15 protein-coding genes are annotated in these 21,321 nt (G+C 38.0%); all 15 read left to right on the forward strand.

Going from position 1 to position 21,321, the window contains the following annotated elements:
* Positions 1-4 precede the first annotated feature (4 nt).
* Entirely contained in the window at positions 5-1,957 is a 1,953-nt protein-coding gene (locus TZ96_RS03125; protein ID WP_045762842.1) for an HAD-IA family hydrolase, read from the forward strand.
* Positions 1,958-1,962: 5 nt separating this feature from the next.
* On the forward strand, positions 1,963-3,414 hold the full coding sequence (locus tag TZ96_RS03130; RefSeq protein ID WP_045762859.1) for a flippase: 1,452 nt from the start codon (positions 1,963-1,965) through the stop codon (positions 3,412-3,414).
* A 175-nt stretch (positions 3,415-3,589) separates the two neighbouring features.
* A complete protein-coding gene (gene rfbA / locus TZ96_RS03135) occupies positions 3,590-4,459 on the forward strand; it encodes a glucose-1-phosphate thymidylyltransferase RfbA (RefSeq protein WP_045762843.1) in 870 nt (289 codons plus the stop codon).
* Positions 4,460-5,053, forward strand: a complete 594-nt coding sequence (locus TZ96_RS03140) for a dTDP-4-dehydrorhamnose 3,5-epimerase family protein (RefSeq protein ID WP_045762844.1) — start codon at positions 4,460-4,462, stop codon at positions 5,051-5,053. It begins immediately after the preceding gene.
* Between the two features lie 12 nt (positions 5,054-5,065).
* On the forward strand, positions 5,066-6,115 hold the full coding sequence (gene rfbB / locus TZ96_RS03145; protein ID WP_045762845.1) for a dTDP-glucose 4,6-dehydratase: 1,050 nt from the start codon (positions 5,066-5,068) through the stop codon (positions 6,113-6,115).
* A 66-nt stretch (positions 6,116-6,181) separates the two neighbouring features.
* Complete coding sequence (rfbD, locus tag TZ96_RS03150) at positions 6,182-7,036, forward strand: dTDP-4-dehydrorhamnose reductase (protein WP_045762846.1); 855 nt, start codon at positions 6,182-6,184, stop codon at positions 7,034-7,036.
* 240 nt (positions 7,037-7,276) lie between these two features.
* Positions 7,277-8,650, forward strand: a complete 1,374-nt coding sequence (ftsA, locus tag TZ96_RS03155) for a cell division protein FtsA (protein WP_045762847.1) — start codon at positions 7,277-7,279, stop codon at positions 8,648-8,650.
* Positions 8,651-8,667: 17 nt separating this feature from the next.
* Entirely contained in the window at positions 8,668-9,924 is a 1,257-nt protein-coding gene (gene ftsZ, locus TZ96_RS03160) for a cell division protein FtsZ (protein ID WP_045762848.1), read from the forward strand.
* Between the two features lie 5 nt (positions 9,925-9,929).
* Positions 9,930-10,601 (forward strand): YggS family pyridoxal phosphate-dependent enzyme, encoded by a 672-nt coding sequence (locus TZ96_RS03165; protein ID WP_045762860.1) that lies wholly within the window; start codon positions 9,930-9,932, stop codon positions 10,599-10,601.
* A gap of 9 nt (positions 10,602-10,610) precedes the next feature.
* Positions 10,611-11,162, forward strand: a complete 552-nt coding sequence (locus TZ96_RS03170) for a cell division protein SepF (protein WP_045762849.1) — start codon at positions 10,611-10,613, stop codon at positions 11,160-11,162.
* Entirely contained in the window at positions 11,162-11,425 is a 264-nt protein-coding gene (locus TZ96_RS03175) for a YggT family protein (protein WP_000576492.1), read from the forward strand. The genes TZ96_RS03170 and TZ96_RS03175 overlap by 1 nt, the downstream gene beginning before the upstream one ends.
* Positions 11,422-12,207, forward strand: coding sequence for an RNA-binding protein (locus TZ96_RS03180; RefSeq protein WP_045762850.1), 786 nt, complete (start codon positions 11,422-11,424; stop codon positions 12,205-12,207). The genes TZ96_RS03175 and TZ96_RS03180 overlap by 4 nt, the downstream gene beginning before the upstream one ends.
* A gap of 9 nt (positions 12,208-12,216) precedes the next feature.
* On the forward strand, positions 12,217-13,005 hold the full coding sequence (locus tag TZ96_RS03185) for a DivIVA domain-containing protein (RefSeq protein ID WP_045762851.1): 789 nt from the start codon (positions 12,217-12,219) through the stop codon (positions 13,003-13,005).
* A gap of 255 nt (positions 13,006-13,260) precedes the next feature.
* Positions 13,261-16,053, forward strand: a complete 2,793-nt coding sequence (gene ileS, locus TZ96_RS03190; RefSeq protein ID WP_045762852.1) for an isoleucine--tRNA ligase — start codon at positions 13,261-13,263, stop codon at positions 16,051-16,053.
* A gap of 661 nt (positions 16,054-16,714) precedes the next feature.
* Positions 16,715-21,321: Ig-like domain-containing protein (locus tag TZ96_RS03195; protein WP_045762853.1), on the forward strand; the 4,607-nt coding region annotated here is incomplete at its 3' end.

Below are 21,321 nucleotides of genomic sequence, written 5' to 3' on the forward strand. Positions count from 1 at the left end.
TTGGATGAATTTAAATAAAGAGGTTAGATGGAAGGATAAGCAATATATTGCTTTTGATTTTTTTGATACAACTATCCATAGAAATTGTCATCCTGAAGTGATTTTATTTGAATGGTCTAAAAAAATTTCTATTTATTTCTCTTTCAAAATATCTGCTACAGAAATTTATTCAATTAGGAAAAAATCTGAAATACATGAGAAGCAAGAAAAACAATTGGAAGAAATTAAATATGAAAGATTACTTCAACTTGTTTTTTATACTATTTTAAGTCGTTTGAAGTCAGATGTTACCGACTATAATCTTGAAGATTTTTTAATTTATGCAAGAACGTGTGAAGAGGAAATAGAATTAAGACATATTAGTATTGATACAGATACAATTAATTTTATTGAATTTTTAAAACAAAATGGGAAAAAAATAATTTTAATTTCAGATTTTTATTCTGATAAAAAGCTAATTGAAAAAATAATGGTTTCATTAGGGATTAGAAATTATTTCTCTAAAATATTTATTTCAAGTGAAATTGGGTTACGTAAGTCATCAGGAAATTTATATGAATATGTGATCAATGAATTGAGCTGTAAACCTATAAATTTACTTATGATTGGTGATAATATTTATTCTGATGTAAAAGTTCCAAAAAAACTAGGAATAGATTCTTATCATAAATCTTATTCAGATTCACATGTGACTGTGAGTCCTAACGATATTGTGAAAGCGATGAATAATGTTGTTTCTCAAGCTTGTACTGAATCTTTATTTAATCTCTATATACCTGAAATACTTTATTTTATTTCAAAGTTATACAAAGAATTATCTGTTAACAAAGCTAGTGATATATTATTTTGTGCAAGAGAAGGTTTTTTTATAAAAAAATTATTTGATCTTTATCAAAAAAAAATGAACTTAAAGCTTATTAACTCACATTATTTTTATGTTTCTAGAAAATCAACGCTATATCCATCATTTAAAAATATTGAGGATGAAGATTTTGAAGTTATTTTTAGACAATTTCCTGAAATTACTTTAGAAAATTTTTTGATTAATTTAAATTTTTCCGATAATGATATTAACAATATTTCTAAGCAAACAGAAATTAAACAAACAGACAAAGTATCAGATAAATCTATTATTAACAAATTAAAACAAAATAAATTATTTAAAGATGTTTATGATTTGAACTGTAAAGAAGAAAAATATTCTTTTAGAGAATATTTAAAGTCTGTAGGAGTTGAGAATGACAATTCTACAATAAATATGGTAGATATTGGTTGGAAAGGCACGATACAAGATAATATTCAAAAAGCTTTTCCATCTTTAAATATAAAAGGGTATTATATGGGGTTGAATTTTCAACGGTATTCTACTACAAATAGTATGAATAAGACGGGAATATTGTTTACGGACGATCCCCAAAAAACAAAGTTTTTTAACTTATTTAATTATAAATATTTATTTTATGAAAGAATTTTTGTTGCAGATCATGGACCGACAGTTAGATATGAAACTATGAATGGTGTTGGGCTACCAATATTGGATACAGATGAAAATCATATAGAAATTTATAGATTTTCTGAGGAATTTCAGATTACATTTTTCAACACATTTGAGAAAATTTTAGATTTGTTCAATGAATCACTAGTAACACCAGATGAATTATTTAACGAAATAGCTAATTTATCATTAAAAAAACATTGCATCTATTTACCAAGGCTTTCAGTAAGTATAAAAAAATTAGATAGAGCAGCAAAAGAAAATTTTGGTATTATAAAATCTACTAAAAGGAATAGTGATAATAAGGTAAGAAATTTTTGGAAAAATAGAAATTTTTTATTTTTAGATTATATATATAAAGCGTATGGAAAGAATAGATTGTTAAACCCTATATTGGATATTTACGGATATTTTGTATATCTGATTAAAACACTGCAAATAAAAATAGTAGGGGATATTTGATGAGCATGAAAGAAAAATCAATAAAGAAAAATGCTATTTTAAATATTATTTTAACACTAACAAATATTGTGTTTCCATTAATTACTTTTCCTTATATTTCTAGAATTCTGAATCCGTCAGGAATAGGTGCAATCTCTTTTTTTTCATCTATTGGTTCTTATGGTGTTTTAGTCGCCTCGCTTGGAATTTCAACTTATGGGATTCGAGTGATTGCAAAGGATCGTTATCATAAAGATAAGATAACTAAAATATTCCAAGAATTGATAGTTATTAATAGTGTAATGTCTATTATAGTGACGTTCTTCCTTGTTTTAATGAGTTTCCGATTAGAGCAGTTAAGTTCAGAAAAAGGTTTATTAATAATCACATGTATTACTATTTTGTCCTCTCCTTTTAATTTGAATTGGTTTTATAGTGGAATAGAAGAGTATTCATATATAACAAAACGTTCAATATTTTTTAAATTAGTTTCATTGATATTAACCTTTTTATTTGTTAAAAGTAAAGACGATTATATTCTATATGCTGTGATAACATTGTTTTCAACATTGGCTTCCAATTTTATAAATATTTTGGAGAGTAGAAAATACATTAATTTTAATTTGAGAAGGGATTTAGAATTTAGATATCATCTAAAACCAATGTGGTATTTATTTGCTTCGTTACTTGCAGTTAATATTTATATAAATTTGGATTCTGTGATGTTAGGAATTATTAAAGGTAATGACGCGGTAGGTATTTACTCAATCGCATCAAAAGTAAAATGGATTTTATTATCAGTTGTTACTTCAGTGAGTTCAGTTTTATTACCCAGATTATCATTTTATAATAATAAATATGACGAAACGAAGTTTAATAATATTTTGAGGGAGTCATCTACAATAATTTTTATGATTTCAATTCCTCTAACAATTTTTTTTATGATAAAAGCGAAAGAGAGTATATTATTGTTAGGTGGAGAGCAGTATATTCAGGCAGTTTTAGCAATGCAAATATTAATGCCGATCTTGATAATATCAGGTTTTTCCAATATTACAGGTAATCAGATATTGATCCCTACTGGTAATGAGAAATATTTTATGAGAGCAGTTTCTATAGGGGCAATAGTAAATTTATGTTTAAATTTGTTGCTTATGCCTATTTGGGGAATTATCGGAGGTGCAATCGCAACTCTTTGTGCAGAAACAGTCCAAATGGTTGTTCAATTTTATTTTTCTCGTAATAAATTAATGGGTAATATTTCATTAAATTCAATCAAAAAAGTAGCCTATTCATCAATTTGTGCGGGCATACTGTTAATAGTAATACAAAATATTATAGAGAATTTTAATAGCTTCTTAAATTTAGCTGTATCTAGTTTCCTATATTTTGGAGTATATTTTTTCTTATTGGCATTGTTTAAAGAAAGTACAATTAAGAGATTTCTAAATCAAATTTTTTATAAGGATATTTCATGAATTTATTACCAATTATTTATGGAGCGATTCTTGATTTAATATTAGGATAATTTTTTAAAGTGAATGAAATCAAAGCAATAAAAGATTAAAAAATAAATTGCTGTCTATTATGTTTTTTTTCAAACTAAGTAAAACATAACTCATGAAAACAAATTTAAAAAGGAGGGACTATAGTATGAAAGGTATTATTCTCGCAGGTGGTTCGGGGACACGTTTATATCCGTTGACTCGAGCTGCATCAAAACAACTGATGCCGGTTTATGATAAACCGATGATCTACTACCCACTTTCAACATTGATGTTGGCTGGGATTAGGGATATTTTGATAATCTCAACTCCTCAAGATTTGCCTCGTTTTAAAGAGCTCCTTCAAGACGGGTCTGAGTTCGGGATTAAACTTTCTTACGCGGAGCAACCGAGTCCAGATGGTTTGGCACAAGCCTTTATCATTGGGGAAGAGTTTATTGGCGATGACAGCGTTGCTCTGATCTTGGGTGACAATATCTATCATGGTCCTGGCCTTTCGAAGATGCTACAAAAGGCCGCAAGCAAGGAGTCAGGAGCAACTGTGTTTGGCTACCATGTGAAGGATCCAGAACGGTTTGGTGTTGTTGAGTTTGATGATGACATGAACGCTATTTCTATCGAAGAAAAGCCAGAACACCCTCGTTCAAATTATGCAGTTACAGGCCTCTATTTCTATGATAATGATGTAGTAGAAATTGCCAAAAATATAAAACCAAGCTCTCGTGGGGAATTGGAAATTACAGATGTAAACAAGGCTTACCTAAATCGCGGAGATTTATCCGTTGAGGTTATGGGACGGGGCTTTGCTTGGTTGGATACTGGCACTCATGAAAGTTTGCTAGAGGCTTCACAGTACATCGAAACAGTCCAACGGATGCAAAATGTTCAGGTGGCAAACTTGGAAGAAATTGCTTACCGTATGCGCTATATCAGTCGAGAAGATGTGTTGGCCTTAGCTCAACCGCTTAAGAAAAATGAATACGGACAGTATCTGCTCCGTTTGATTGGAGAAGCATAGATGACAGATAATTTTTTCGGTAAGACGCTTGCAGCACGCAAGGTTGATGCAATTCCAGGTATGTTGGAGTTTGATATCCCCGTTCATGGTGATAATCGTGGCTGGTTTAAAGAAAATTTCCAAAAGGAAAAAATGCTTCCACTTGGCTTTCCAGAGTCTTTCTTTGCAGAAGGGAAGTTGCAAAACAATGTATCCTTCTCACGCAAACATGTTCTCCGTGGCCTCCACGCAGAACCTTGGGATAAGTACATCTCTGTAGCAGATGGTGGGAAAGTTCTGGGTTCTTGGGTTGATCTACGCGAGGGCGAAACCTTTGGGAATACCTATCAGACAGTCATTGATGCTAGCAAGGGAATCTTTGTTCCTCGAGGAGTGGCCAATGGCTTTCAAGTCCTATCAGATACAGTTTCTTATAGTTATCTGGTCAATGATTATTGGGCTCTTGAACTCAAACCCAAGTATGCCTTTGTGAACTACGCTGATCCGAGCCTTGGTATTGAATGGGAAAATCTTGCAGAAGCAGAGGTTTCAGAAGCAGATAAAAATCATCCGCTACTTAAGGATGTAAAACCTTTGAAAAAAGAAGATTTGTAAAAAGGAAAGAATATGACTGAATACAAAAAAATTATCGTGACGGGTGGAGCTGGTTTTATCGGTTCCAACTTTGTCCACTATGTTTATAATAATTTTCCAGATGTTCATGTGACAGTCTTGGACAAGTTGACTTATGCTGGGAACCGCGCTAATATTGAGGAAATTTTAGGCGATCGTGTTGAGTTAGTTGTTGGTGACATTGCTGATGCGGACTTGGTAGACAAGTTAGCAGCTCAAGCAGATGCTATTGTGCACTATGCGGCGGAAAGTCACAATGACAATTCGCTCAATGATCCATCACCATTTATCCATACTAACTTCATCGGAACCTATACTCTTTTAGAAGCTGCTCGTAAGTATGATATTCGCTTCCACCATGTATCGACAGATGAAGTTTATGGGGATCTCCCTCTACGTGAGGATTTGCCAGGTCATGGTGAAGGTCCAGGTGAGAAATTTACCGCTGATACCAAATACAACCCAAGCTCTCCATACTCATCAACTAAGGCAGCTTCAGACTTGATTGTCAAAGCCTGGGTACGATCATTTGGAGTCAAGGCAACGATTTCTAACTGTTCAAATAACTACGGTCCTTATCAACACATTGAAAAATTTATCCCACGTCAGATTACCAACATCCTAAGTGGAATTAAGCCAAAACTTTACGGTGAAGGTAAGAACGTTCGTGACTGGATTCATACTAATGACCATTCTTCAGGTGTTTGGACAATCTTGACAAAAGGGCAAATCGGTGAAACCTACTTGATTGGGGCTGATGGTGAGAAGAACAACAAGGAAGTTTTGGAACTAATCCTTAAGGAAATGGGACAACCTGCCGACGCCTATGATCATGTGACTGACCGTGCAGGACACGATCTTCGCTATGCGATTGATGCAAGCAAACTCCGTAATGAGTTGGGCTGGAAACCAGAATTCACCAACTTCGAACAAGGTCTCAAAGAAACCATTCAATGGTACAAAGATAACCAAGAATGGTGGCAGGGAGAAAAAGAAGCTGTTGAAGCCAACTACGCTAAAACACAAGAGGTTCTTGAAAAATAAAAGGCAGAGACTTTCTGCTTTTTATTGCTATACCGAAGAATTGTAAATCAGTTGAAAGGAAGAAAAATGATTTTAATTACAGGGGCAAATGGCCAATTAGGAACGGAACTTCGTTATTTGTTGGATGAGCGTAATGAAGAATACGTTGCGGTTGATGTGGCTGAGATGGATATTACCGATGCAGAAATGGTTGAGAAAGTTTTTGAAGAGGTGAAACCGACTTTAGTATACCACTGTGCAGCCTACACAGCTGTTGATGCAGCAGAGGATGAAGGGAAAGAATTGGACTTTGCCATCAATGTTACGGGGACAGAAAATGTCGCCAAAGCATCCGAAAAGCATGGTGCAACTCTAGTCTACATCTCTACCGATTATGTATTTGACGGTAAGAAACCAGTTGGACAAGAGTGGGAAGTGGATGACAAACCAGATCCTCAAACGGAATATGGTCGTACTAAGCGTATGGGAGAGGAGATTGTAGAAAAATACGTTTCAAACTTCTATATTATCCGTACTGCCTGGGTTTTTGGAAATTACGGTAAAAACTTTGTCTTCACGATGCAAAATCTTGCTAAAACTCATAAGACTTTGACAGTTGTAAATGATCAACATGGTCGACCAACCTGGACACGTACCTTGGCCGAGTTCATGACTTTCCTAGCTGAAAACCGCAAGGAATTTGGTTATTATCATTTGTCAAATGATGCGACAGAAGATACAACTTGGTATGACTTTGCGGTTGAAATTTTGAAGGATACAGATGTCGAAGTCAAGCCAGTAGACTCGAGCCAATTTCCTGCCAAAGCTAAACGTCCACTAAACTCAACGATGAGTTTGACCAAAGCCAAAGCAACTGGATTTGTCATTCCAACTTGGAAAGATGCCTTGAAAGAATTTTACAAACAAGACCTTGAAAAATAGCCTTGCTGGAGGCCAAAATGTATACAGAAAGAGAGAAGAGAGATTCTCTTTCTTTTTTTGTTTACTCGTATATGCAATCGTCGGATAATTATAAAAATTCAAGAAAAAGCTTGTTTAAATGTTAGAAAATTCGAGCACGAATGTATTTTTTGTGTTATAATATTCTGTGAGTAGTTATGCCTTGGTGTAGCTATTAAAAATAGAAGTGTGAAACTGGGAAGATAGAGAGGACGCAGTGTAATGACTAGAAATGGTTTTTTTACAGGCTTAGATATCGGGACTAGCTCTATTAAAGTGTTGGTTGCAGAGCTTGTAAATGGTGAAGTAAATGTAATTGGCGTAAGCAATGCCAAAAGTAAAGGTGTCAAAGATGGGATTATCGTTGACATCGAAGCAGCAGCGACTGCTATTAAGTCTGCAATTTCTCAAGCAGAAGAAAAAGCAGGAATTTCAATCAAGTCTGTAAACGTTGGTTTGCCAGCTAATTTGCTACAAGTGGAGCCAACTCAAGGCATGATTCCAGTGACATCAGATACAAGAGAAATTACGGATCAAGATGTCGAAAATGTTGTCAAATCAGCCTTGACTAAAAGTATGACTCCAGACCGTGAAGTTATCACCTTTATTCCAGAGGAATTTGTTGTTGATGGATTCCAAGGAATTCGTGATCCTCGCGGGATGATGGGTGTGCGTTTGGAAATGCGCGGTCTCTTGTACACTGGCCCACGTACCATCCTCCACAATCTTCGTAAAACTGTTGAGCGTGTAGGCATTCAAGTCGATAACGTGATTATTTCACCTCTTGCAATGGTTCACTCTGTCTTGAATGAAGGTGAACGTGAGTTTGGTGCGACTGTTATCGACATGGGTGGTGGTCAAACGACTGTTGCCACTATTCGCAACCAAGAACTTCAATATACAAATGTCAACCAAGAGGGTGGCGATTATGTCACAAAAGACATTTCAAAAGTTCTCAAGACTTCTAAGAAAATTGCAGAAGGTCTAAAATTGAACTACGGTGAAGCTTATCCACCACTAGCTAGCAAGGAAACTTTCCAAGTTGAAGTGATCGGTGAAGTTGAACCAGTTGAAGTGACTGAAGAATACTTGGCTGAGATTATTTCAGCAAGAATCAAGCACATTTTTGAGCAAATTAAGCAAGACTTGGAAAGACGTCACCTATTAGACTTGCCAGGTGGTATTGTCTTGATTGGTGGAAATGCTCTTCTTCCAGGTGTCGTTGAATTGGCCCAAGAAGTATTTGGAGTACGCGTTAAGTTATTCGTACCAAATCAAGTAGGTATTCGCAATCCTGCTTTTGCCCATGTCATCAGCTTGTCAGAATTCGCTGGTAGTCTTACTGAAGTGAATATTTTGGCCCAACGAGCAATTCGAGGTGACGAAAGTTTACGCCACCAACCGATTGACTTTAGAAGTTCAGCGCAACCAGTTGCACCTGTTTCTCCACGACCAGTATTTAATACAGTGACAACTCCTGAGCCTGAAGCAACTCAATCTGTTGAACCAGTAGCTCCACTTCAATCAGAAGAAAAGAGCAAAGGTAAATTAACGGATCGTTTCCGTAGCTTGATTGGAAGCATGTTTGACGAATAAAATAGAGGAATATAAATATGACATTTTCATTTGATACAGCAGCAGCACAAGGTGCAGTAATTAAAGTAATCGGTGTCGGCGGTGGTGGTGGAAATGCCATCAACCGTATGGTTGACGAAGGCGTTTCTGGCGTTGAATTTATCGCAGCCAACACAGATGTACAAGCTTTGAGCAGTACAAAAGCTGAGACAGTTATCCAGCTCGGCCCTAAATTGACTCGCGGACTTGGTGCAGGAGGTCAACCTGAAGTTGGTCGTAAAGCTGCAGAAGAAAGCGAAGAAGTATTGACAGAAGCGATCAGCGGTGCGGACATGGTCTTCATCACTGCTGGTATGGGTGGTGGTTCTGGTACAGGTGCTGCACCAGTTATCGCTCGTATTGCAAAAGGTCTTGGTGCTTTGACAGTGGGTGTTGTAACTCGTCCATTTGGTTTTGAAGGAAGCAAACGTGGACAATTTGCCATCGAAGGGATTAACGAACTTCGTGAACATGTTGATACACTCTTGATTATCTCAAACAACAACTTGCTAGAAATCGTTGACAAGAAGACTCCACTTCTTGAAGCATTGAGTGAAGCAGACAACGTTCTTCGTCAAGGTGTTCAAGGGATTACAGATTTGATTACAAATCCTGGCTTGATCAACTTGGACTTTGCAGACGTTAAAACTGTTATGGCCAATAAAGGGAATGCCCTTATGGGGATTGGTATCGGTAGCGGTGAAGAACGTGTTGTAGAAGCTGCTCGTAAAGCAATCTACTCACCACTTCTTGAAACAACTATCGATGGAGCTGAGGATGTTATTGTTAACGTAACTGGTGGTTTGGACTTGACTTTGATTGAAGCTGAAGAAGCATCAGAAATTGTTAACCAAGCAGCTGGTCATGGCGTTAACATCTGGCTTGGAACATCTATTGATGAGACAATGAAAGACGAAATCCGCGTGACTGTTGTTGCGACAGGAGTACGTCAGGATAAAGTTGAGAAAGTTGTAACTGCTCAGCCACGCCAAGCAACACATCGTGAACCTGCTCGAACTAGCCATGCACAAACTTTCGATCGTAATTTTGATATGGCTGATACAGCAGAAATTCCAACTCCAAGTTATCGCCGTCAAGAAGCACCAAAGACATCAGCCTTCGGTGACTGGGACTTGAGACGCGATGCTATTGTTCGTCAAGGAGAACCAGTTGTTTCTCCAGTGGAACGCTTTGAAGTTCCAGCGGCAACAGATGAAGATGAGTTGGAAACACCACCATTCTTTAAAAATCGTTAATGAAGATGAATTTAAAAGAAAATACGAACCTTGTTTTTCAACAGATATCGAATGCAGTTCAGGAAGCCGGTCGTGAAAACGATTCGGTTTCTGTGATTGCGGTGACCAAATATGTAGATGTTGAAACAGCCTCAGCTTTGGTTTCGCAAGGAGTGCAACACATTGGTGAGAACCGTGTTGATAAATTTCTTGACAAGTATCATGCTCTAAGTGATAAGAATCTTACCTGGCATTTGATTGGAACCTTACAGAGACGTAAAGTCAAGGAAGTGATTTCTTATGTGGATTATTTTCATGCTTTAGATTCCTTAAAGCTAGCTCAGGAAATTCAAAAACGAGCGGACCACAAGATTAAGTGCTTTTTGCAAGTAAATATTTCTCAGGAAGAAAGTAAGCACGGTTTTTCGAAAGAAGAATTGTTAGCCCTCTTACCCGAACTTTCAGCATTAGACCAGATTGAGTATGTAGGTCTGATGACCATGGCTCCATTTGAAGCAACTAGTCAAGAATTGCTAGAGATATTTAAAGAAACGCAAGAATTGCAAAAAACCATTCAAGAAAAACATCTCCCCAATATGCCGATGACAGAACTAAGTATGGGTATGAGTCGAGACTTCAAAGAAGCGATTCAATGTGGTTCAACTTTCGTTCGAATCGGTACAGCATTTTTTAAATAGGAAATAACCATGTCACTAAAAGATAAATTTGATAAGTTTATAGATTATTTCACTGAAGATGGAGAAGAGGTGGCACCGAACGTTGCTGAGTTAAAGTCTGAACAAACCTTAACTTCAGTTTCGGCTCCAAAGGAAGAACTTCCACGAGCTCAACAGTTACCACAATCTTCACAAGTGAATTCGAAAGAAAAAAATATTACCCGTCTTCACGCTCGTCAACAAGAATTGGCGATGCAGAGTCACCGAGGTGCAGAAAAGGTAATCATTGCTGTTCGTTATCCTCGCCGCTACGAAGATGCAACTGATATTGTTGATTTGTTAACAGGAAATGAAAGTATTCTAATTGATTTCCAATATATGACTGAAGTACAAGCGCGTCGTTGTCTAGATTACTTAGATGGAGCTCGCCATGTGCTGGCTGGTGAATTGAGAAAGGTTGCAAATACTATGTACCTTTTGACACCAGTAGGAGTTGTGGTTAATATTGAAGACATTCGCTTGCCTGATGGTTCTCACGGTGAAGAGTTTGATTTTGACATGAAGAGAAATCGAGTGAAGTAATGATTTTTCTAATTCGTTTTATACAGAATGCTGCAACTATCTATTCATGGATACTTGTAGCTTTTGCTCTATTATCTTGGTTTCCCAATGCCTATGATACAGCACTAGGTCGTTTGTTGACTAGCTTAGTCAAACCGATCCTTCAACCCTTGAGACGTCTGCCCCTAAGTATTGGTGGTATTGATTTTTCAGTTTGGGTGGCTGTCATTTTAGTTCATTTACTTGGAAACTATTTGATCCGTTTTCTTTATATACTAGCATGAGAAAAGAGATTTATCAGCATTTCTCAGTCGAGGATATTCCTTTCATTGATAAAGGATTGGAGTGGCTTAGGCAGGTCGAAGAGCACTACGCTCCCATCCTAACTCCCTTTATCAATCCCCATCAGGTCTTTATTTTAAAGACATTGGGGAATCATCATGGGATTCAAGTTTTTTCAAGCAATGATTTTGTGCCTAGTGAGTATAGTCGTGTGCTTCTTGCACCAGATTATTTCATACCGACTTTGGCGGATTTTGAAATGGAATTACTCGAGATTGTTTATTCTAGTAAGTTTGACCAATTGACTCATTCCAAGATTTTAGGAACCGTTCTGAATCGTCTGGGAATTGATCGCAAGTTATTTGGTGATATATTAGTAACGGAGAATAGAGCGCAAATCATTGTGGACCGGAAATTTGTTTCCCTCTTCCAGGATGGAATTCAAAAGGTTGCTAGATTACCTGTAAAACTAGAAGTAAGGCCTTTTGAAGAATTATTAGAATCCAAAAATGACTATCAGGAAAGAGAAGTTTTAGTTCCGAGCATGCGCTTGGATGCCTTCTTATCGAATGTTCTGAAATTATCTCGCTCCCAGACAGCCGATTTATTAGAAAGAAAATATGTTCAGGTAAATTACCATCTGGTTGAGAAATCTGATTATCAGGTTCAGATTGGTGATTTAGTAAGTGTCAGACGCTTTGGACGAATGATCTTACTCAAAGAAAATGGCCAGACTAAAAAAGATAAGAAAAAATTGATAGTTCAACTATTATTAAGTAAGTGAGGGGAAAATATGCCAATTACATCGTTAGAAATCAAGGATAAAACCTTTAGTACCAAATTCAGAGGTTTTAATCCTGAAGAAGTTGATGAATTTCTAGATATTGTTGTTCGTGACTATGAAACACTTGTTCGTAGTAACCATGAAAAAGAACAACACATTAAAAATTTAGAGGAACGTTTGTCTTATTTTGATGAGATTAAGGAGTCATTGAGCCAGTCTGTATTGATTGCTCAAGATACTGCAGAACGTGTCAAACAAGCTGCTAATGAACGCTCTCAAAATATCCTTAAACAGGCTGAACAAGATGCCCAGCGTCTGCTTGATGAGGCTAAGTATAAGGCTAATGAAATCTTGCGTCAAGCTACAGATAATGCTAAGAAGGTTGCTGTAGAGACGGAAGAATTGAAGAATAAGAGCCGTGTCTTCCATCAACGTTTGAAATCTACGATTGAGAGTCAATTAGCTATTGTAGACTCTTCTGACTGGGAAGAAATTTTGCGCCCGACAGCAACTTACCTTCAAACAAGTGACGAAGCCTTTAAAGAAGTTGTTGGAGAAGTTTTGGGTGAAGATGTTTCTACCTATCAGGATGAAGAGCCGATTGACATGACCCGTCAGTTTTCACCTGAGGAAGTAGCAGAGCTCCAAGCCCGCATTGAAGCAGCTAATCGAGAATTGGCTGAATCACAAAAAGAAGAAAAGCCAGCTACTGCTAGCTCAGTAGTAGAAGAAGTTGATTCTTCAAGCCAAGAAGATTCTCAACAAACACCCTTGACAGAATCTATTAATCTTTTATAAGAAAGAAAATCTGAGAACAAGATCTAATTTAACATATTTTCAGCGAGTAGGAGATGGTGGAAGTCCTACAATCCCTGTTGATGAGATTATCCTCTCAAGTTATCAAGTCTGAAGTTAGTAAGATTTGACGTTCCCCGCGTTACGGGAAAAGAGGGAGAAAGACTAGTTCTTTTTCCGAACAAAGGTGGTACCACGATTTTCGTCCTTTTTAGCGAGTCGTGGTTTTTAATTTGTCTATATAAAAAAGGAGATATCATGAAACTCAAAGAAACTTTAAATCTAGGGAAAACTGACTTCCCAATGCGTGCAGGACTTCCAACCAAAGAGCCAGTGTGGCAAAAAGAGTGGGAAGAAGCAAAATTGTATCAACGTCGTCAAGAGTTGAATGAAGGGAAACTTCACTTCACTCTTCATGATGGACCTCCGTACGCTAACGGAAATATCCACGTTGGTCATGCTATGAACAAGATTTCAAAAGATATCATTGTTCGTTCTAAGTCTATGTCAGGATTTTACGCACCATACATCCCAGGTTGGGATACACACGGACTACCAATCGAGCAAGTTTTGGCCAAACAAGGTGTCAAACGCAAAGAGATGGACTTGGTTGAATACTTGAAACTTTGCCGTGAATATGCCCTTTCTCAGGTAGATAAACAACGCGAAGACTTCAAACGTTTAGGTGTTTCTGGTGACTGGGAAAATCCATATGTAACTTTGACCCCTGACTATGAAGCAGCGCAAATTCGTGTCTTCGGCGAGATGGCTAACAAGGGCTATATCTACCGTGGTGCCAAGCCAGTTTACTGGTCATGGTCATCTGAGTCAGCTCTTGCTGAAGCAGAGATTGAATACCATGACTTGGTTTCAACATCACTTTACTATGCCAATAAGGTCAAGGATGGCAAAGGTGTGTTAGACACTGATACTTACATCGTTGTTTGGACAACAACTCCATTTACTATCACGGCTTCTCGTGGTTTGACTGTTGGTGCGGATATTGACTACGTTTTGGTTCAACCTGCTGGTGAAACTCGTAAGTTTGTGGTTGCTGCTGAATTGTTGAACAGCTTGTCTGAGAAATTTGGCTGGACTGATGTTCAAGTTTTGGCGACTTATCGTGGCCAAGAATTGAACCATATCGTGACAGAACACCCATGGGATACTGCAGTAGATGAACTCGTTATCCTTGGTGACCACGTTACAACTGACTCTGGTACAGGTATCGTCCATACAGCTCCTGGTTTTGGTGAGGACGACTACAATGTTGGTGTGGCTAATGGTCTTGAAGTTGCTGTGACAGTTAACGAACGCGGAATCATGATGCCTAATGCTGGCGCTGAGTTCGAAGGTCAATTCTATGACAAGGTGGTTCCAACTGTTATCGAGAAACTAGGCAACCTCCTTCTTGCTCAAGAAGAAATCTCTCACTCATACCCATTTGACTGGCGTACGAAAAAACCAATCATCTGGCGTGCAGTGCCTCAATGGTTTGCTTCTGTATCTAAATTCCGTCAAGAAATCTTGGATGAAATTGAAAAAGTGAAATTCCATTCAGAATGGGGTAAAGTCCGTCTTTACAACATGATTCGTGACCGTGGTGACTGGGTTATCTCTCGTCAACGTGCTTGGGGTGTTCCACTTCCGATCTTCTATGCTGAAGACGGCACACCAATCATGACATCTGAAACGATTGAGCATGTAGCTCAACTCTTTGAAGAGCATGGTTCCATCATCTGGTGGGAACGTGATGCTAAAGACCTCTTGCCAGAAGGATTTACACATCCAGGTTCACCAAATGGTGAATTCAAGAAAGAAACAGACATCATGGACGTTTGGTTTGACTCAGGTTCTTCGTGGAACGGGGTTGTGGTTAACCGTCCAGAACTCAAATACCCAGCTGACCTCTACCTTGAAGGTTCTGACCAATACCGTGGTTGGTTCAACTCCTCACTCATCACATCTGTTGCCAACCATGGTGTAGCACCATACAAACAAATCTTGTCACAAGGTTTTGCCCTTGACGGTAAAGGTGAGAAGATGTCTAAATCTCTTGGAAATACCATTGCTCCAAGCGATGTTGAGAAACAATTTGGTGCTGAAATCTTGCGTCTCTGGGTAACAAGTGTTGACTCAAGCAACGACGTGCGTATCTCTATGGATATCTTGAGCCAAGTCTCTGAGACTTACCGTAAGATCCGTAATACCCTTCGTTTCTTGATTGCTAACACATCTGACTTTAACCCAGCTGAGGATGCAGTGGCTTACGAAGAACTTCGTTCTGTTGATAAGTACATGACCATCCGCTTTAACCAGCTTGTTAAGACCATTCGTGATGCTTATGCCAACTTTGAATTCTTGACAATCTATAAAGCACTAGTGAACTTTATCAACGTTGACTTGTCAGCCTTCTACCTTGATTTTGCCAAAGACGTTGTCTACATCGAAGGTGCCAAATCATTGGAACGCCGTCAAATGCAAACTGTCTTTTACGATATCCTTGTAAAAATCACCAAACTCTTGACTCCAATCCTTCCTCACACTGCGGAAGAAATCTGGTCATATCTTGAGTTTGAAGCCGAAGACTTTGTTCAATTGTCAGAATTGCCAGAAGCTCAAACCTTTGCTAACCAAGAGGAAATCTTGGACACATGGGCAGCCTTCATGGACTTCCGTGGTCAAGCTCAAAAAGCCTTGGAAGAAGCTCGTAATGCCAAAGTAATTGGTAAATCCCTTGAAGCTCATTTGACAGTTTATCCAAACGAAGTCGTGAAAACTCTTCTTGGAGCTGTTGATAGCAATGTAGCTCAACTCTTGATCGTCTCAGAATTGACCATCGCAGAAGGACCAGCTCCAGAAGGCGCAGTTAGCTTCGAAGATGTAGCCTTCACAGTTGAACGCGCTGCAGGTGAAGTATGTGATCGTTGCCGTCGTATAGATCCAAGTACAGCAGAACGTAGCTATAACGCAACCATCTGTGACCACTGCGCAAGCATCGTAGAAGAAAACTTTGCGGACGCAGTCGCAGAAGGATTTGAAGTAAAATAAATTTATATACTGGAGGTTGGGACAAAAGATCCCGACCTCATTTTTTTATTAGGAATCAAACTTTGACGCGGTAGATGATTGAACTTTTTGTTCGTCTTTTATACTCTTCGAAAATCAAATTCAAACCACGTCAGCGTCGCCTTGCCGTACTCAGCTACAGCCTGCGGCTAGCTTCCTAGTTTGCTCTTTGATTTTCATTGAGTATTAGACTCCAAAAAGCTTCTAATCATCCTCGCGGGGCTGGGACTACGAAATCGAGACTTTGGTCTATCGATTTCTGTCCCACCGCCTTTTTTATGGAGTGAATATTCTCTTATTTTAGAAAATAGAAACTAAAATGTTTTTAGATCTGATATAAATCCTTTTTGTAAAAAATATGTAAACAATCGCAAATAAAATAAAAATAAGTTTTTAAAAAACGCATAAAATAAAAATTGATAAAAAAATCACTATTTTCAATGTTTTTCAGGACTAATCAATCTTATTTTTACATCAAAAATACTTGTATTTATAGGTTGAAAAGGATACCAAGCATATGTATTTATATAAAATAGACCTTTTTTAAAAAATAAAACAAATAATTTGAATATTGAAAGCGAATAAGTTATAATGGTTCTGTATGTGAAATACAATATTACAAAAATAAAAAAGGAGATACGCGATGTATTTTAACCGTAAAAATGCGGAACAAAAGAACTGGCGAATGATTAAAAAAGGAAAACATTTCTTGTTTGGTTGTTCGCTTGTTTTTGCTGTTGGAGCAACTTTAGCTACTCCAGCAGTCCACGCTGACAGTGTAGAAGCTAAGGCAGAAACTACAACTTCAGCAGCACAAGCAGAACCTACTACAGAGGCACCGACCTATGTGGCACCAGCTGCAACTAGCCCAGTTGCGACTGAACCAGTTGCGACTGAACCAGTGGATGCAACTGCTGAATCAAAGGAAGTTTCAGTTGATAAAACTCAATTAGAAGCTGTTTTGGCACAAGCTAAAGCTAAAAGTTTGGAAGGTCAAGATGCTTCAGTTAAGGCTGAGGTCGAAGCTGCAATTGCAGAAGCAGAAGCATTAGTTGCGAACGGTTCAGCAAGCCAAGATCAAATCAACCAAAGTGTTGAACGTTTGACTCAAGCTGTATCAAGTGTCAAAGAAGTGACTGAAGTAGCAGCTGAAACAACAACGGAAGCAGCATCTGAAGCAACTCCTAAAGTCAGAAACAAACGCGCCACTACTGAAGGAACATCACGTGCAGTTGATGAATCGAGACTTGATCGTGTTACAGTGACAAAAGATAACTTTGATAGTTTCTTTAAAGAAGGTGGTAATGCAAGTTATGACGAAACTTCTGGCACGATTAAGTTGACAGATGATGTAGGAGGTCAAGTTGGTAGTGCTTATCTTCGTTTCAAAATCGATCCTAAGGAAGACTTTACCTTTACTGGTAAGGTAGATATTGGTGATAAATATGAAGGACATCAAGTAAATGGTCGAGATGGTGGAGATGGAGTCGGTTTCGTTTTCCATACAGGGAATGTAGATACTATTGGTCAATCTGGTGCTTCCATCGGTATGGGTACTATTAAAAACGCCTTTGGCTTCAAACTTGACTCATGGCATAATACAACTACTCCAAATGCTAGCCACAATGCGCCAATGGACCCTAAATATGGTGGTAATGCATGGAGAAGTAATGCTTTTGGTGCCTTCTACTCATCAAATGCTGCAGGAAGAGTAACGACTGTAGGTGATGCGAAGGCATTAAATCCAAAACCAAATGGTCAATGGGTAGACTTTAAAATCGAATATAAAGGTCAATCAAAAGAGTTCATTGTAACTTATGGTTATGAAAAATGGTCAACTAATTTGAAGACTGCAAATGCTTCAGTCATGGCACCAAATGCTAAGACTGCTCTTAACAACTCAAATGCAACTTATGCGTTGTCATTCTTAGGAAGTACAGGTTCTGGTACTAACTTGCAACGTGTACAAATCGAAAAATTTGAGTTTACAGCACCACAAATTGTACAAGTTGCCTTCTATGATGAAGCGGGTAATGAGCTCGCAGCAAGTAGTGCGATCCCAGGAGATAGAGATCAAGTTATTAATTTGAGTAATGTCGAAGCAGTACAAAAAGCTATTTCGAAAATAAAAGCAAAAGGATATACACTTAAGGAAGTTAATTCTGATAGAGCAGAAACATATAACTCGGGAGCTAACACTGTAACACTTAGAAGTGGTGGACAGTTACTGAAGTATGTATTTGCAGTACCTACTCCAGAGGTAACTAAAACATTACCTTCAGATGGTGGTATGCTGCGAAATGGAGGTATTAAATCAACTGATAATACATTATCAGGGACAGGAACACCTGGTGCAACTATTAATATTAAAGTTGCAGGAAACACAGTTGTAGACAACGTAACAGTAGAAAGTAACGGTAAGTGGACAGCGACACTTCCAACTGGATTAAATAGTAATGTAACGACACAAGATCAATTAGTTCCAAAAAATAGTTTAGTAGTTACACAAAAAATAGGTGTCAGTGAAAGTGAAGAAGCAGCAGTAGATGTTGCGCTTGGTGAATCAAGTGTAGTTCCTTCAACAGAATCAAAAGATCAACAAAGTATTGTTGCGGAAACTACGACAGTTACACTAAAAGTGCCTCACGATGCAGGAATTACTTACTTTGATTACCCTAATGCTAACAATGGTAGAAGTGAAGTAGCTATTAAACGCGATTCAATTCCTGGGGCATGGACTTCAAAAGATGAATCAAAAGCAGTTGTTACCTCATACTCTAGTGATGGTTTCTTTGATACAGTTGTTCTTGAAATGAAGGATAAAATCCAAGCAGGTAAAGCTAAGGTCATTTCAAATATTAAAGAAAATAAATATTCAAGTCCAGTTGGTTGGAAAGAAATTAATGTAGAAGCAAAACCAGACACAACACCACCAGCAGCACCAACTGTAAACGCCGTTAAGGCAGGCGCTACTAGTATTACTGGTACAGCAGAAGCTAATTCTAAAGTAGAAGCTACATTACCAAATGGTAGTAAAGCAACTGCAACAGCAGGTGCAGATGGAAGCTTCACTATCCCAGTTTCAGGTTTAAATGAAGGAGATACAGTTAGTGTTACAGCAACAGATGCTGCTGACAACACATCAGATGCTACAACTGTAACTGTAAAAGAGAATGTTCGTCCAGTTCTCAATATTCCTTACGATGATGCTGAGAACCAAGTAATCTATGTGTATTCTGGTGAAGAAAATAATATAGAACTAAAAATTACTGATAACTCAGGAAAAATTTCTAAAGCGTATTTAGTATTTGCTCAAGATAATCGTACAGGTTTAGGGACAGAAGATACTGGATATTTAAATGGTAAAACGAAAAGTGCTTTATATTTAAAAGCAAATAGATTTGGTTCAGAAACAACAGCTACAGAAACAAATCCAGCTATTATTAAATTAACAGCAGATATTCCAAATGGATCTTACACTGATGGAACTGGTATGACACGTTATCTATTTGCAGAAGACGCAGCAGGTAACACCTCATACGAGCATGTTGGTGCAAACATGGATAAAGGTGCTCTTGGACGTATTCGCTTTGTTTGGAAACCACAAACATTCAAGTATACTGCAGTAGCTCCATCAACACCTATTACATCAAACACTGTTCCAGAAGCAAATGCTATTGAAAAAGCTGTTAAAGATGCTAACCCAACTTTCAGCGACAAGATTGAAAGTGTTACTTTAGATGGTACTAATGTTAAGGTTACCTATAAAGATGGAAGTACAGATACCCTAAGCGCGGACTCAGTTTTCAAAATTGAACCAACTGCACCTAAAGTAACACCAGTTAAAAATCCATCAAGCCTGGAACAACCAGAAAAAGATGCAGTTAAGAAAGCTGTAGAAACAGCGAACCCAAGCGCAACTAAGGTTGAAGTAGGTACAGATGGTACCACAACACTAACCTACTCAAATGGTTCAACAGCTAAATTGACACCAGCACAAACAGTCAGTCAAGCAGACGTTACACCTCCAGCAGCCCCAACTGTAAACGCCGTTAAGGCAGGTGCTACTAGTATTACTGGTACAGCAGAAGCTAATTCTAAAGTAGAAGCTACATTACCAAATGGTAGTAAAGTATCTACAACAGCAGGAGCAGATGGAAGCTTCACTATCCCAGTTTCAGCTTTGAATGCTGATGATCAAATTAGTGTTACAGCTACAGATGAAGCAGGTAACAAGTCAACTCCAACTAAAGTTACTGTAAAAGAAACAGTTCGTCCAGTTCTCAACATTCCTTATGATGATGCTGAGAACCAAGTAATCTATGTGTATTCTGGTGAAGAAAATAATATAGAACTAAAAATTACTGATAACTCAGGGAAAATTTCTAAAGCGTATTTAGTATTTGCTCAAGATAATCGTACAGGTTTAGGGACAGAAGATACTGGATATTTAAATGGTAAAACGAAAAGTGCTTTATATTTAAAAGCAAATAGATTTGGTTCAGAAACAACAGCTACAGAAACAAATCCAGCTATTATTAAATTAACAGCAGATATTCCAAATGGATCTTACACTGATGGAACTGGTATGACACGTTATCTATTTGCAGAAGACGCAGCAGGTAACACCTCATACGAGCATGTTGGTGCAAACATGGATAAAGGTGCTCTTGGACGTATTCGCTTTGTTTGGAAACCACAAACATTCAAGTATACTGCAGTAGCTCCGTCAACACCTATTACATCAAACACTGTTCCAGAAGCGAGTGCTATTGAAAAAGCTATTAAAGATGCCAATCCAACGTTCAGTGACAAGATTGGAAGTGTTACTTTAGATGGTACGAATGTTAAGGTTACTTATAAGGATGGAAGTACAGATACCCTAAGCGCGGACTCAGTTTTCAAAATTGAACCAACTGCACCTACAGTAACACCAGTTAAGAATACGTCAGCGTTAACTACACCAGAAAAACAAGCTGTAGAAGCAGCAGTAAGAACAAAGAACCCAGATGCGACAACAGTAGTAGTTGGAAATGATGGTTCAACAACATTAACTTACTCAAATGGCTCAACAGCTAAATTGACACCAGCACAAACTGTCAGTCAAGCGGACGTTACAGCACCAGCAGCACCAAGTGTAAGCCCAGTTACAGCAGGCGCTACAGCAGTTACAGGTACAGCCGAAGCCGGTTCAACAGTAGAGGTTACTCTTCCAGATGGTTCTAAAGCAACAGCGAAAGCCGATCAAGA

This window comes from Streptococcus infantis (genome assembly GCF_000963255.1).
GTDB classification, from domain to species: domain Bacteria; phylum Bacillota; class Bacilli; order Lactobacillales; family Streptococcaceae; genus Streptococcus; species Streptococcus nidrosiense.